Consider the following 13,428-nt stretch of genomic DNA (forward strand, 5'->3'; position numbering starts at 1 on the left):
ACCGATTGGTTCGCTTTTTGTTTGGCTCCCCGAACTGGACTCGAACCAGTGACCAATAGATTAACAGTCTACTGCTCTACCAACTGAGCTATCGGGGAAAAACTCGATGCATCGCTTGGTTAACGCTGCATTAAAATTAGGTGGCTCCCCGAACTGGACTCGAACCAGTGACCAATAGATTAACAGTCTACTGCTCTACCAACTGAGCTATCGGGGAACAACGGAGGCGTATTTTAGAGACCAACGCTCAGGAGTCAATACCTAATTGATTGTTTTTTTTAGGTTTTTTGAGAATGACACGGTAATTGAATAGTGATTGTTCATTCCGCCGGAGATGTCATTCCATGACTCAGACTTCGGATTCTGGACAGTTGTTCTTCAGGCACTGTTTTTGCTTTGACTTAAAACATGTCTATTTTCGTCAAAAAACGGTGAGGTAAACCCATGTTGACTCTGGAACTGATGGATTCAGTCGTCAAAATTGCGACAGGTATGCTGGTCAGTGGTCTGATCTTCCTGGTATACCTGAAACGCCACCAGACTCTGGATTCACGCAAAGAAGCGGAGATTAACCGGCGTCGGGAGCTGCTCGAGCAGGTTGCCGCTCAGGTCGGTCGGGTGCATTTTGTGTATCAGCAATATCTGGCGTTGGCGACCGAGTTTACCCGCTATGGTCAGCATTGGCCGAAATCCCGTCGGGATGAGCTGGCGCGTGTCGGAGAGCAGTTAGCCGATGTGTTTCACGCCTTGACTGAGGCCGAAAGCACGTTGCTGCTGTTGGGCGAAAAGCGACTGGAGCGGTCTTTGCGAATCTATGGGGCGAAGATTGTAAACCTGCGTCGGCAGATTTATGCCGAAAAACAGACATTGACCGGTGAAGAAATTCATTTGCTGGATGATGTAAAAAAAGAAATCGCTCAGCTGAAAGAGAGCTTTTTCGATGCGCTCAGTGTGCGCTATATGCCACGGAAGATCGCCAGTAAGGGGGCTTGATGACTGATAAGGCTCCTTGTCAGCGATGTCGCCAGGTACGCTGGTTCGGCTTACTGATGGCGATTATGATGCTCATTGGTTACGCCCTGTTGACGACAGAGGGTGGCTGAGTCAATCGGCAGTTAACAGATAAGAAGTGACAGGGTATGATGCCGCGCATTTTCCATGGCATGGGTTTACCGCTTTGTCTCAGGCGTTGTTTGACTTTCCTTCCTACTCTCCCGGCTTTGCGCTTGGCAATGGTCACGTTCAATCGATACTGCCGACGTTGTTCCGTCGTGTCGCTGTGCCTTTCGTACGAGAGCGTCTCGAGCTGAAAGATGGCGATTTTCTGCTGCTTGATACGTTAAAACAGCCATCACCTGAGCAAGCCCCCTGGGTGATCATCAGTCATGGTCTGGAAGGCTCGAGCCGCCGGCACTACGTGCAGGGTATGGCCCGACAGTTTTATCAGTCCGGTTGGAATGTGCAGGCCTGGAACTTTCGCTCGTGTGGTGGGGAAATGAATCGTTTGCCGCGTTTTTACCACAGTGGTGCAATCGATGATCTCCGAGCCGTGATTGATCATGTCTGCGAGCAGCATCAGGCCGGGCAGATATTCCTGGTGGGCTTCAGTATGGGCGGAAATCAAACGGTTTTGACCCTTGGCGAGGCCGACTTGCCGTCGGCTGTTATGGGTGGTGCCGGCTTCAGTGTGCCCCTGGACCTGGCGGGGTGTGCCGATGCGCTAGCCAAGCCTGCTCAATCGATATACATGCGTCGATTTCTCCGTGATTTGAAGCCCAAGATTGCATATAAAGCTGAGCAGTTTCCTGATCAGGTCAGCCTTGAGGGCTATGACAGCATTTTGACATTCCATCAGTTTGATGACCGCTATACCGCGCCCTTGCATGGCTTTGCGTCGGCGCAGGACTATTGGGAGCGATGTTCCTCAAGTCAGGCCCTGGCGCGTCTGCAGCGGCCGACACTGGTGGTGAATGCTGTCGATGACCCGTTTTTATCTGCAGGCTGTTATCACTGCAGGCGTGATCGTCGCAGTGGCAACCTGTTTTTGGAAACACCCGGCAGTGGCGGCCATGTCGGCTTTGCCCGTTGGCGTTTAAACGGCGCCTTGTGGTCCGAAAAGCGGGCGCTGGCCTTTGCTGAGCATCTTCGGGAGGTTCGATCATGAGTGACGGCATTCTGCTGTATTGTCGACCAGGGTTTGAAAAAGAGTGTTTGGCCGAAGTCGTTGAGACGGCGGCCGAGTCCGGCTGTTTTGGCTGGGCGAACCCGGATATGAACTCTGGCTTTGTTGTCTTCGAAACGACACCAACCCCAAAGGTGATTGAGCGATTACCTGAGCTGGTGTTTGCTCGTGATGCCTGGGCAATCTCAGCGCGTTTGGCGGATCTGGATGAACGGGACCGCCTGACGCCGATTATCGAGACGGTTGCTCGTATTCTGAAAGACGCTGGCATTCGACAGGTTGGGGACGTCAGCTGTGAATATGCCGAAGGCGAGCAATACCGGCCAACGGCTCGTTTTGCCGGTAAGTTCGTGCATCCGGTGCGACAGGCTCTGAGACGCTCCGGTTCGTTGACGCCGAAAACCCGTCCCGATCTGCCCGCATTGCGGCTGTTTTTTAAAGACTCCTCGCAAGTGCTGATTGGTGTGGATCGTCCGGATGGTCGGGCAGCCTGGCCAATGGGGATTGCCCGGCTGAAGTTTCCGGCCGGGGCGCCGAGCCGCAGCACACTGAAACTGGAAGAAGCGTTTTCTGTGTTTTTAGGTCCACAGTGGCGAGACCGGCTGCAGAACTCTCACACCGGGGTCGATCTCGGCGCATCGCCGGGTGGTTGGACCTGGCAGCTGGTGAATCAGGGAATGCATGTTTACGCCATTGATAACGGACCGATGGATGAAACGCTGATGGCGACCACTCAGGTCGATCATCAGCAGGCCGATGGCTTTATCTGGAAGCCGGATCGCTATGTCGACTGGGTTGTTTGTGACATGGTGGAAAAGCCGGCTCGTGTGGCCTTTCTGATGTATGAGTGGCTGCATGAACGGCATGCCCGTTATGCCATGTTTAATCTGAAACTTCCCATGCGCAAACGGTTTGCGCAGTGGCAGGAGATTCGCGAGTTTCTTGAGAGCCGGATTGCTCAGGAGCATCCGAAAGCCGAGTTGCGAGCCAAACACCTGTATCACGACCGTGAAGAAATTACCGTGTACCTTGATCTTAAAAATCAGAATGGATGAGGACGATGAACGCTGACCATGAACTCGACACGCGCGGACTGCGCTGTCCGGAACCGGTGATGATGCTGCATCGGCAGATCCGCAAAATGCAGGTCGGTGAGGTCGTTCGGGTGCTGGCAACCGATCCGGCAACTGAACGGGATATCCCGCAGTTCTGTGAGTTTCTGCCGCATGAACTGGTGGCCCGTCAACAGAACGAAGACGGGGATGAATTTTTATTTTGGGTTCGAAAAGGTCAGCGCTGAACAGCCTGATCGCTGTACCAGAACAGTCGCGGTATCAACCAGGCCGCTGCGTGCGTCAGGCCGGCAATCAACCCGATCCAGAACCCTGGCGCACCCATTGGCTGCACAATCCAATCGGTGTGAGCGAGGATAAACCCAAGCGGGATACCCACCACCCAGAAAGACGCCACCATGATAAACATCGGTATACGGGTGTCTTTGTAGCCGCGTAACGCACTGATGGCGACGACCTGCAATACGTCCGCCAGTTGGAACAAAGCCCCGTACCAAAGCAGCTCAACCGCAACCTCAATAACTGCCGGTTCGCGGCTGTATAGGCCGGCAATCGGTTCGGCAAAAAAGACCAGCAATAAGGCATACACAACAGCGATCAGCAGCGTCAGAATCAGCGAACTTCGACTGGCCAGGCGGGCGGTGGCCGGGTTGTTGGCGCCGATTAAAAACGATATCCGGATGGTCAGTGCCAGCCCGAGACTCAATGGCACCATAAACAGAACGCTGACGACGTTCAGCGCAATCTGGTGACCGGCGATCACATCGGCACCAAACGATGCCAACAGTAAGGCCACCACGGCAAACATGACGGACTCAACGAAAATGGTGAACCCGATGGGGATGCCGAGTAAAAGAATTTCTTTGACACGCACCCATTGCGGCCACTGACGATGCGCCCACAAATGAAGGTGGCGAAACGACCGGCTGACATTGAAATAGACGAGCAGGCAAAACAACGTCAGCCACTGAGAAATCGCCGTTGCATAGCCACAGCCAATGCCGCCCAGTTCCGGTAGACCGAACTTACCGAAAATCAGCACGTAGTTCAGGGGGGCATTAAACAGAGCGGTCAGAATTGAAAACACCATAAAAATACGGGTGTGTCCCAAGCCATCCGTTAACCCTCGAAGTGTCACCAGAATGAGAATGGCGGGCAGGCCCCAGACAAAGGCTTCAAGGTAGCCATCCGCAATAGCAGCACTGGTGTCGTCCATACCAACAAGGTTCAGAACCGGGTCAACATTGATCAGTAACATGATGGCAAGTGCGGCGGCCGCCAGGGCAATGTACAGGGCATTCCAGGTTACCGGCATAACCTGATCATCACGTTGACCACCCCGGTGACCGGATATCAGTGGCTGGGTCGCGTTCAGCAGTCCCATCATGAACAGAAATAATGGCACCCACAGACTGTTGCCAATGGCGACGCCCGTCAGGTCTTCCGCACTGGCTCGTCCGGCCATGACCGTGTCGATAACGCCATTGGCCATCTGCGCGAGCTGCCCGATCAGAATGGGCGAGCCCAGTGCAAGCAGGGTTCGCCACTCCTGCTGAACCCGTTCTCGGAGCGAAGCATTTTTCAGAGCGGTAGGCTGGTGGGTTTCATCAATCTGTATTTCGGCCATAGGGACTCTCCATTCGGGCGCGCAATCTTAAAGCTTGCGCTTGCTGAATGCATCCAGAATAAGGTCATGAACTTTTGAGAATCCGCGCTGAGTTGGTTGTATCCGCAGGCGTGCGTATAATGCGCGGCCGTCGTTCATCAACTGATCTTAGGAGAGGCTCCTGATTCAGCATCCGTTATCGTCATGTCATTGGGAGGCCGGCGTTACCCAACTGCTTGAAGCAGTCAATCCGTGGTTGCAAACGCAGTTCCAAACCTGTTTGGTCGCCGCGGTTGACGAGCCGTTGTATCTTCCCATGTCGGATACCCAACGCTGGCATGAGATTCAGTTTGCCCATGGCTATTTTAACAGTGCATTGCATGAGCTGGCGCACTGGTGTGTTGCCGGGTTCGAGCGACGTCAGTTAACGGATTATGGCTACTGGTATGAACCGGATGGGCGCACTGCTGAGCAGCAACGAGAGTTCGAACGGGTGGAGGTCCGTCCTCAGGCTATTGAATGGCATCTGACGTTGGCCAGTAACCGACGTTTTCAGGTGAGTGTGGATAATCTAAGCGGCGAACCGACCGATGCAGCTCCCTTTCGCGAATCGGTTCGGCGGCAGGCTTGGCAGTTTCAGGAGAACGGACTGCCCGACCGGGCACAGACGCTGGTCGGGCTGATTTCTCAGGCGTTTGGAACCGATCAAACGTCCTTTTCGTTTGGTTCGTCTGCGACGGGTGCTTCGGACTCGTGAGCGGTCGTTGCTTCCGATGATGAGTCGTCAGTATCTGGCGTCTTCTCGGAATGGGCTTGTTGCCAGGCCTCAAAGGCGCGAAGGTCTTTGGCGACCTGAGTAAACACCACGCCTAAGACAAAAATATCATCCAAATAACCCAGTACCGGAATCATGTCCGGAATCAGGTCAATTGGTGACAGCAGATAGATGAGTCCCGCAATAATGGCGATCAGGCTGGTGGTTGGCACCTCCCGGTACTCGCCACTGACCCAGGCGCGTATCATCTGAATCATCAGTTTCAGCTGGTCCCAGACTTCGGCTAATGGTCCTTTCAGATCTTTGGCTTTTTCCCAGGCGCGCTCGGCAATTTTTTTCACCCGATCCGGGTCTTCGATAATGTCTTCAGCCTGTTGTTTGGCTTTTTCATAATGGGCTTTCAGTTTTTCTTCATTGATTCGTTCGCTCATGGTTGTCTCCTTTGATACCGAGTCGAGGATGTTATCGGGACTATTGCATAGAGCGTGCCGGACGGTGGAATGCGCTCTGGCGACGCGAAAGGTGCGTTAAGTTGGCTAAAACGGTTAAAAAATTTAGGGAGTTTGGTTACAGGTTTTTTAAAACCCCTTAAGATGAGAGTTAAAAAATGACTTAAGCGTTGCTGGGTCTAAAAAGAGAGGACAGAGTATGAGTCAGATTCGCGTAGCCTTTATTGGCTTGGGGGTGATGGGGTACCCCATGGCCGGTCATTGCCAGAAAGCCGGTTTCCCGGTGACCGTTTACAACCGAACGACCGTAAAGGCAGAGCAATGGTCTCAGGAGTTTGGTGGCGATTTCGCAGCAACCCCCAGGGAGGCTGCCGAGCAGGCCGACTTTGTTCTGGTGTGTGTCGGAAATGATGAGGATGTCCGGTCGGTCATGATGGGCGACGACGGCGTACTGGCGGGGATTGGTCAGGGCTCGATCGTCATCGACCATACCACTACCTCCGCCGAACTGGCTCGGGAGTTAAATGAAGCAGCTCATGCCGCTGGCGCTGAGTTTCTGGATGCCCCGGTTTCCGGTGGTCAGGCTGGAGCAGAAAACGGTCAATTGGCTATTATGGCGGGTGGCGAAGCCTCGGCATTTGCGCGCGCGGAACCTGTGTTTGCCGCTTATGGCAAAGCCTGGGATCTGCTGGGGCCGGCCGGATCCGGCCAGCAATGCAAGATGGTGAATCAGATCTGCATTGCCGGAATTTTACAGGGGCTTTCCGAGGGATTGGCATTGGCCATGTCGTCTGGGTTGGATGTCGAAAAGGTTCAGAAGATTCTGTCGGGTGGTGCCGCACAATCCTGGCAGCTCGAGAACCGGGCTCACACGATGGCACGCGATGAGTATGATTTTGGTTTTGCCATCGATTGGATGGTCAAAGACTTGGGGTACTCGCTCGAGGAAGCGGAGCGTCGGGGGCTGACACTGCCGGTCGCCAGCCAGGTCCGGTCCTTTTATCAGGAACTGCAGGCTCAGGGGATGAATCGTTGTGATACCTCAGTGCTGCTGAGACGCCTGATCAAGTGACCTGAGAGGGGCGGGTCAGTCCTCTCAATCGATGTTCGATTGCAGTGGTGAAACTGGCCTCTCTAAATGGTCGAGAAGTGATAAAAAATGAGCTACAATCGCGCCCCTGCTGAACCCGGCGAGCGGACCATTTCTACCTCGTCTGGTTTTTTATGCTCTGATGATCATTTCCAGAGCCACGCGGATCTGAGTCAATCAGATCTTAACTGAACCCGGTGTCCGGTGCTTGCAGTCGATTTCCGACTCGCCCGGTCCGAAACCAAAGAAGAAGTGAAATTACGTGACCAAACAAAACAAACGTTACCGTCGTCCCCGTTGGCATATCTCCCAGTTCAAAGTTGAAGAAGTTCCCGGCAAGGTCCGTTTTCATGACCTCTTTCTGCCGATTGCACTGATGCGGGCGATTCAGGAAGTTGGCTACGAGTATTGCAGTCCGATTCAGGCTATGACCTTACCCTATGCTCTGGCCGGGCACGATTGCATTGGCAAGGCGCAAACCGGTACCGGTAAAACTGCCGCCTTTCTGATTACCGCCATCACGGATCTGCTCGAGCATCGCCTGGAAGAGCAGTATGTCGGTGAGCCGCGTGCTCTGATTCTGGCACCGACACGTGAACTGGCTCTGCAAATCGCCGAAGATGCCAAAGCGCTGACCAAGTACAGCCGCTTGAAGGTGGCTGCCGTCGTCGGTGGTATGGATTTCGACAAACAGAAACAGCAGTTGCATGAACAGCGTACTGATATTCTGGTGGCAACACCGGGTCGGTTGATCGACTTTATGAACCGTAAGGCGGTTTTCCTGGATCAGATTGAAATGCTGATCATTGACGAAGCCGATCGCATGCTGGATATGGGCTTCATTCCGGATATTAAAACGATTGTCCGAGCAACGCCTCGCACTGAAAACCGTCAGACCCTGCTGTTTTCCGCGACCTTTTCACAGGACATTCTGAATCTGGCGCAGCGTTGGACTAACGATCCTGTGCGGGTAGAGGTTGAGCCGAAAGTTAAAACTGCGGAAGACGTTGAGCAGCACGTTTATCTGGTGTCATCGGAAGAAAAATATCCGGTCTTGCGCCGAATTGTTCGTCAGGACGAAGCCGACCGGGTCATGGTGTTCGCCAATCGTCGTGACATTGTTCGAGATCTGGCCGAAAACCTGAAAAAAGACGGTATTCCATGCCAGGTGCTTTCTGGCGATGTGCCTCAGAACAAACGCATTCGCACTTTGGACGGCTTTAAAGAAGGCAAGTTCGAAGTATTGGTTGCAACGGATGTTGCCGGTCGTGGTATTCATGTGGATGGGGTATCGCACGTTATTAACTTTACCCTTCCTGAAGATCCGGAAGACTACGTACACCGGATTGGTCGTACCGGTCGTGCTGGTAAAAAAGGTGTTTCAATCAGCTTTGCCTGTGAAGACGATTCGTTCCAGATCCCGGCGATTGAAGAGTACATTAAGCGTAAAATCGATCTTGAGCAGGTACCGGAGCACATGCTGGACGATGAATCTGCCGCTGCGATGGTGGTTGAAAAAGCCGCCGAAAAAGCAGCCAAAGCGGAAGCTGATCAGGCTGCCGCTGCACAGACTGCCGCGGAAGCGGAGCAACCTTCTGAAACGTCAGAACCGGTTGTTGCTGACGCTTCTGAGACCGAGACCTCTGAACCTGTGAAGGCCGTCGACAATGCTGCAGCCGAGACTCCGGTTGAAGACGCAACTGCGGCAGAACCCGAAGCACCGGTCGGAGAAGTCACCGCCATTGACGTGGCAGAATCCGAAGACGGACCGGAAATCACTGTTGAAGTGTTCGTTCAGGAAAGCGACGACACGGATGAAGGTACCGCTGACAGCGAAGCAACCAAGACGGATTCAGACAAAGCCTGATTGGTCATGACCTTGCGTATTGTCGCCGATGAAAACATGCCGAATGTTGAGGCTTGGTTTTCATCGGTCGCCACTGAAATAACCCGTCTGCCCGGGCGACAAATGACCCGGGCTGATTTACTCGAAGCCGATGTGCTACTGGTTCGATCCGTCACCCGGGTGGACGAAGCCCTTCTTAACGGTACACCGGTTTCGTTTGTTGGCTCGGCCACCATTGGCACCGACCACGTTGATCAGGATTACCTGAGCCAACAAAATATCCCTTTTCACTATGCCCCTGGCTGTAATGCCGCGTCGGTCGCCGACTGGCTTTTATCGGTACTTTCCCGTCTGCATCTGGATCACGATCTGCACTGGTGGGATAAAACCATTGGCATCGTAGGTGTTGGCAATGTCGGTAGCGCTGTACGGGCAACCCTGGAAGCGCACGGTTGCCGACTGTTGCTCTGTGATCCGCCCAGGTTCGAACGCGGTGAACTGCCTGAGCATACGCCATTGGCGACGTTGATGAGTAACGCGGACATCGTATGCTTTCATACACCCCATACGCGGCACGGTGAGCATGCGACCGAGGGTTTGGTGTCTTCAGCAATGGTGTCTCGGATGCGACCGGTTTCCTGGCTCATTAACGCTGGCCGGGGACCGGTGTTTACCGCCGAGGCCGTTGAGCGAGCAACTCAGACTCAGCAGGTCGGTGTCGTATTGGATGTATGGCCTCAAGAGCCTCAGGTCTCAGAGTCGCTTTTAGATTGCGCCGCGCTGGCGTCGCCCCATGTGGCTGGTTACTCGTTGGAGGGTAAGTTCCGTGGGACTGAAATGCTAGCCCGGGCGCTGCAAGCTCAGCATGGGTGGTCATCCTTAGTGGGACCTGTGCTACCGCCGGGGCCGAGGCTTGATCCGGAGCTGTATCGACAGTCCGATCTTCATCGTTGGGTCAGCGAACTCATTCTGGCGGTCTACGACCCGGCCCGGGATACCGTCGCCATGAAGGCCTCGGTTACGGACGGTGAGGTGTCACCTGAACGTTTTGATCAACTGCGTAAAGAGTATCCTACCCGGCGCGAAATCCGATCCGTTCGGCTGTCGGCCTATCCCGCTGACATTATCGACCGGTTGCGTGCCTGTGGTTTTCAGGTACCGGACTGATTAACTTCCACTGCCTTAAGCGCAGCCAGCAAGGCCTGTTGGCTGAGTAGAATATCAGTCAGACGAAGCGCAGAATCGGTGGACGCGATTTTCTGATCAAGCTCTGCACACAGTCGTCTTGCATGCTTCGTGACCTCGGCACCTTTTGCCGTGAGACTCAAAACCTTGCGTTTACCGATGCCCTCTTGCTGACGAACATAACCGGCTGTTTTCATGTCACTGACGGTTTTGGCAACCCGTTGTCGGGAAACGCCGAGATCTCTGGCCAGTTCGGAGGCGATGCCGTTGCCACAATCCAATTTGCTCAGAAACATCAAAGAAGAAGGCGTAATCGCCGGATAACCCAATGCCGACAGCTCCCGGCACAGACGAGCCATGATGCGATCGGTCAGTTCCGTGGCGGTCTGTGCGATCGGTAAACTCAGACTGTCGTATGTAAACCTTGTTGACATAAAAAGAGCTCAACATAGTATCGTGTCAACCTAGTGTACATAGAGATAAAGACATGGTCATCACTTCAAAAAAGCTTATGAATGGCGTTCAGATGTCTCGGTTTGGTAGGGTGGATGCGCTGATGTTTCGGCAAGACCTGCCAAAACCTGAGCCGGCGTCAGGACAGGTTCGGGTTCGGGTGATGGCGTCGTCCTTAAATCCGCTTGATCAGGCGACCTGGGAAGGGCGGCTCAAAGCCTTGCGGGTGCGGCGACCACCGCTGATTCCCGGAAGCGACGTGTCCGGTGTGATTGATCAGACAGGTCCCGGCGTTTTGGATTGGCAGGTGGGGGATGACGTCTATGGTTTTCTGGATGCCGCGCCGAAGCGTCAGTGGCATGGCTTTACACAAAGCGGTGCCTGGGCTGAGTATGCCGTGACCCGTGCTGAGACGTTAACCCGAAAACCGGACACACTATCCTTTGAAGAGGCAGCCGCTGTTCCTGTCGCCGGTTTGACCGCCCTGCAAGGGTTGAATCGGGCTGCCTTGTCAGCAGGTCATACCATTCTCATCAATGGAGCCAGCGGCGGCGTTGGCAGCCTGGCGGTGCAATTGGCGGTGAGCCGAGGGTTGATCGTCTATGCAACGTCCAGCCCTCAACATCACGCAACACTGAAACGACTGGGCGTGCACCGCGTTATTGACTATCACCAGCTCCCGGTCTCGCAGTCGCCAACGGGTCTGGACGCCGTCTATGATGTCGCCAATCGACTGAGTTGGGCGCAGAAATGTGCCCGGATACATCAACGCGGGTCAGTCATTGATAACCTGGTCTCTCTGCGCGGGGGATGGCATCGACTGATGGGTGGGCGTTCGCCTAGCGGGGTTCGCCATCGATATACCTTTGTTACGCCTGATGCTGCGGCCCTGTATCAACTCAGCGAACTGGTGACGGCCGGAAAGCTGCGCCCTCAGGTTGCCCGCAGCTTTCAATTGCAAACGTTTCAGGAGGCTTATCGCTGGCTGGCTACTGAAAAACCCTTCGGAAAAGTTATTCTGACTCTATAGCCTCGTCATTAAACAGGCGCTAAAGAAAGTGGCGACGCGCCTGGGCATTTAACAGAGATTTGATTAGCTGCTCTACGTCATCCGACGTGCCTTCGCGTATTGCCAGGTGAAGTTCATCAACCAGTTTGGGCCCGCCTTCAACGGCATCGAAGTTGGAGAGCCATCGAAAGGCGTCCAAGGTCAAAACGCAGTGGTTAAACGCGGTTTGCCGCTCAATATCTTCAAAACGAATCAGGCCTTCTTCTTTCAGCCAGAGAAACGTATTGAAACAGGCCAGGTGACGTTCACTGTGTAAACCGTATTCATCGGGGGTGTCCGGCCCGCTGATATCCTCAACATAAAGCGAAATCTGCCGTGGAAAACTCCGATACAGGCTGAGCAGAATGCGGGCGACATCGTTATAAAACTCGGTGATATGAATGTCGATCATCGTCATTAACGCCTCAGTCCTGACGATAACCGGCAAAGAACCGGGTCATACGCTCAACCGCGTCCTGCAATACTTCATGCGAAGGCAGAAATACCATCCTGAAATGATCGACATCCGGATAGTTAAATCCTCGCCCGTGCACCACCAGAATTTTTTCTTCGCGCAACAAATCCAGCGCCATCTGTTCATCATCAGACAGGCCAAACTTTTCTTTGTCCATTTTTACAAACAGATAGAGCGCGCCTTTGGGTTTGACGACAGAGAGTCCGGGGATGCTATTGATGGCCTCGACCGCCATATTGCGCTGTTCATACATTCGGCCACCGGGCGCAACCAGATCGTTAATGGTCTGATATCCCCCCAATGATGTCTGAATGGCATACTGCGCCGGAACATTCGGACACAGTCGCATGTTGGACAGCATGTTGAATCCTTCGATCAGATCGCCAGCCCGATGTTTCGGCCCCGAAATCAACATCCATCCTGAACGCCATCCGCACAGACGGTAAGCTTTCGATAAGCCGTTAAAGGTCAGCGTTAACACATCCGTCGACAGAGATGACAAACAATGGAACGGCACATTGTCGAAAACAATTTTGTCATAGATTTCATCGGCAAGAATAATCAGGTTGTGTTGTCGGGCCAGCTCAATGATGTCCAGCAGCAAGTCTTTTGAATAGACGGCGCCAGTGGGGTTATTTGGGTTGATGATGACAATGGCCCGCGTGCGTGACGTGATTTTGCTACGGATGTCATCAAGATCCGGAAACCAGTCCGCTTCTTCATCGCAATGGTAATGAACGGCTTTGCCGCCGGACAGGGTGACTGCACCGGTCCAAAGCGGGTAGTCTGGCGACGGTACCAGGACTTCATCGCCGGTGTTGAGCATGGCGGTGCAGGCCAGGTGAATCAGTTCGCTGGCGCCATTGCCCAGGTAGATATCATCCACTTCCACATTACGAACCCGTTGCTGCTGGTAATGCTGCATGACGGCTTTACGGGCCGAGTAGATTCCCTTGGACTCGGAGTAACCTTCAGAGTGCGGCAGGTTTTTGATGACGTCCGTGATGATTTCATCGGGCGCGTCGAATCCGAATGGCTTGGGGTTACCAATGTTCAGTTTGAGAATCCGATGGCCTTCATCTTCCATCCGTGCGGCTTCTTCGAGGACCGGTCCGCGGATCTCGTAGAAAATATTGGCCAGCTTGTCGGATTTCATAATGTCTTTCATTGGACTCTCGTATAATTGCGATGATGACGTTTGTGGTTGAATGTTGTGTCTGCGCCTCCATAACAGCGCAGACTCATC

At 53.7% G+C, this 13,428-nt stretch carries 13 protein-coding genes, 2 tRNA genes and 1 pseudogene; 9 read left to right on the forward strand and 7 right to left on the reverse strand.

All coding sequences use genetic code 11. From position 1 onward, the window contains the following. Window positions 1-22 precede the first annotated feature (22 nt). Together MED297_RS04515 and MED297_RS04520 are read right to left on the reverse strand one after the other, a co-directional pair. A tRNA-Asn gene (locus MED297_RS04515) sits at window positions 23-98 on the reverse strand. A 43-nt stretch (window positions 99-141) separates the two neighbouring features. After that, window positions 142-217 (reverse strand) — tRNA-Asn (locus tag MED297_RS04520). A 227-nt stretch (window positions 218-444) separates the two neighbouring features. Between MED297_RS04520 and MED297_RS04525 the strand changes: the two genes are divergently transcribed. From MED297_RS04525 to tusA, 4 genes are all read left to right on the forward strand, one after another. Further along, window positions 445-993, forward strand: a complete 549-nt coding sequence (locus tag MED297_RS04525; RefSeq protein WP_008042734.1) for a hypothetical protein — start codon at window positions 445-447, stop codon at window positions 991-993. 136 nt (window positions 994-1,129) lie between these two features. After that, window positions 1,130-2,164 (forward strand): YheT family hydrolase, encoded by a 1,035-nt coding sequence (locus MED297_RS04530; RefSeq protein ID WP_008042735.1) that lies wholly within the window; start codon window positions 1,130-1,132, stop codon window positions 2,162-2,164. Further along, complete coding sequence (gene rlmM / locus MED297_RS04535; protein ID WP_008042736.1) at window positions 2,161-3,237, forward strand: 23S rRNA (cytidine(2498)-2'-O)-methyltransferase RlmM; 1,077 nt, start codon at window positions 2,161-2,163, stop codon at window positions 3,235-3,237. Before MED297_RS04530 ends, rlmM begins: the two co-directional genes overlap by 4 nt. Before the next feature lie 5 nt (window positions 3,238-3,242). Then, window positions 3,243-3,482 (forward strand): sulfurtransferase TusA, encoded by a 240-nt coding sequence (gene tusA, locus MED297_RS04540; RefSeq protein ID WP_008042737.1) that lies wholly within the window; start codon window positions 3,243-3,245, stop codon window positions 3,480-3,482. Here tusA and MED297_RS04545 read toward each other — a convergent pair. After that, window positions 3,473-4,882 (reverse strand): MATE family efflux transporter, encoded by a 1,410-nt coding sequence (locus tag MED297_RS04545; protein WP_008042738.1) that lies wholly within the window; start codon window positions 4,880-4,882, stop codon window positions 3,473-3,475. The two genes, tusA and MED297_RS04545, sit on opposite strands and share 10 nt — an antisense overlap. 235 nt (window positions 4,883-5,117) lie before the next feature. On the opposite strand from MED297_RS04545, the gene MED297_RS04550 reads away from it, so the two are divergent. Next, window positions 5,118-5,618, forward strand: a complete 501-nt coding sequence (locus MED297_RS04550) for an elongation factor P hydroxylase (protein WP_008042739.1) — start codon at window positions 5,118-5,120, stop codon at window positions 5,616-5,618. On the opposite strand, the gene MED297_RS22695 is transcribed toward MED297_RS04550, so the two are convergent. Then, the gene (locus tag MED297_RS22695) at window positions 5,567-6,067 is read right to left on the reverse strand and encodes a YkvA family protein (protein WP_008042740.1); all 501 of its coding nucleotides are present in this window, start codon (window positions 6,065-6,067) and stop codon (window positions 5,567-5,569) included. The two genes, MED297_RS04550 and MED297_RS22695, sit on opposite strands and share 52 nt — an antisense overlap. A 208-nt stretch (window positions 6,068-6,275) precedes the next feature. Here MED297_RS22695 and MED297_RS04560 point away from each other — a divergent pair. The 3 genes and pseudogenes from MED297_RS04560 to MED297_RS04570 all read left to right on the forward strand — a co-directional run. Then, window positions 6,276-7,157, forward strand: a pseudogene (locus tag MED297_RS04560) (NAD(P)-dependent oxidoreductase); the annotation flags it as partial. Window positions 7,158-7,437: 280 nt separating this feature from the next. Then, the gene (gene rhlB, locus MED297_RS04565; RefSeq protein ID WP_008042742.1) at window positions 7,438-9,042 is read left to right on the forward strand and encodes an ATP-dependent RNA helicase RhlB; all 1,605 of its coding nucleotides are present in this window, start codon (window positions 7,438-7,440) and stop codon (window positions 9,040-9,042) included. 6 nt (window positions 9,043-9,048) lie between these two features. Then, a complete protein-coding gene (locus tag MED297_RS04570) occupies window positions 9,049-10,188 on the forward strand; it encodes a 4-phosphoerythronate dehydrogenase (RefSeq protein ID WP_008042743.1) in 1,140 nt (379 codons plus the stop codon). Here the strand turns inward: MED297_RS04570 and MED297_RS04575 are convergent. Continuing rightward, complete coding sequence (locus MED297_RS04575; RefSeq protein WP_008042745.1) at window positions 10,173-10,640, reverse strand: helix-turn-helix domain-containing protein; 468 nt, start codon at window positions 10,638-10,640, stop codon at window positions 10,173-10,175. The two genes, MED297_RS04570 and MED297_RS04575, sit on opposite strands and share 16 nt — an antisense overlap. A 53-nt stretch (window positions 10,641-10,693) precedes the next feature. Between MED297_RS04575 and MED297_RS04580 the strand changes: the two genes are divergently transcribed. Then, window positions 10,694-11,689: an NADP-dependent oxidoreductase gene (locus MED297_RS04580; RefSeq protein WP_040556447.1), complete on the forward strand. Its 996-nt coding sequence runs from the start codon at window positions 10,694-10,696 to the stop codon at window positions 11,687-11,689. A gap of 19 nt (window positions 11,690-11,708) precedes the next feature. Here the strand turns inward: MED297_RS04580 and MED297_RS04585 are convergent, their stop codons facing one another. Continuing rightward, window positions 11,709-12,125 (reverse strand): hypothetical protein, encoded by a 417-nt coding sequence (locus MED297_RS04585; RefSeq protein ID WP_008042750.1) that lies wholly within the window; start codon window positions 12,123-12,125, stop codon window positions 11,709-11,711. Between the two features lie 7 nt (window positions 12,126-12,132). Further along, the gene (locus MED297_RS04590; protein WP_008042752.1) at window positions 12,133-13,350 is read right to left on the reverse strand and encodes a pyridoxal phosphate-dependent aminotransferase; all 1,218 of its coding nucleotides are present in this window, start codon (window positions 13,348-13,350) and stop codon (window positions 12,133-12,135) included. Window positions 13,351-13,428: the final 78 nt, after the last annotated feature.

Origin of the sequence: Reinekea blandensis MED297 (assembly GCF_000153185.1) — a bacterium.
Taxonomy (GTDB): domain Bacteria; phylum Pseudomonadota; class Gammaproteobacteria; order Pseudomonadales; family Natronospirillaceae; genus Reinekea; species Reinekea blandensis.

Excerpts from the sequence above, each read along its gene's own strand:
- MED297_RS04525 (WP_008042734.1), top strand. The coding sequence starts at position 445 with ATGTTGACTCTGGAACTGATGGATTCAGTCGTCAAAATTGCGACAGGT.
- rlmM (WP_008042736.1), top strand. The coding sequence starts at position 2,161 with ATGAGTGACGGCATTCTGCTGTATTGTCGACCAGGGTTTGAAAAAGAG.
- tusA (WP_008042737.1), top strand. The coding sequence starts at position 3,243 with ATGAACGCTGACCATGAACTCGACACGCGCGGACTGCGCTGTCCGGAA.
- MED297_RS04545 (WP_008042738.1), bottom strand. The coding sequence starts at position 4,882 with ATGGCCGAAATACAGATTGATGAAACCCACCAGCCTACCGCTCTGAAA.
- MED297_RS22695 (WP_008042740.1), bottom strand. The coding sequence starts at position 6,067 with ATGAGCGAACGAATCAATGAAGAAAAACTGAAAGCCCATTATGAAAAA.
- MED297_RS04570 (WP_008042743.1), top strand. The coding sequence starts at position 9,049 with ATGACCTTGCGTATTGTCGCCGATGAAAACATGCCGAATGTTGAGGCT.
- MED297_RS04575 (WP_008042745.1), bottom strand. The coding sequence starts at position 10,640 with ATGTCAACAAGGTTTACATACGACAGTCTGAGTTTACCGATCGCACAG.
- MED297_RS04580 (WP_040556447.1), top strand. The coding sequence starts at position 10,694 with ATGGTCATCACTTCAAAAAAGCTTATGAATGGCGTTCAGATGTCTCGG.
- MED297_RS04585 (WP_008042750.1), bottom strand. The coding sequence starts at position 12,125 with ATGACGATGATCGACATTCATATCACCGAGTTTTATAACGATGTCGCC.
- MED297_RS04590 (WP_008042752.1), bottom strand. The coding sequence starts at position 13,350 with ATGAAAGACATTATGAAATCCGACAAGCTGGCCAATATTTTCTACGAG.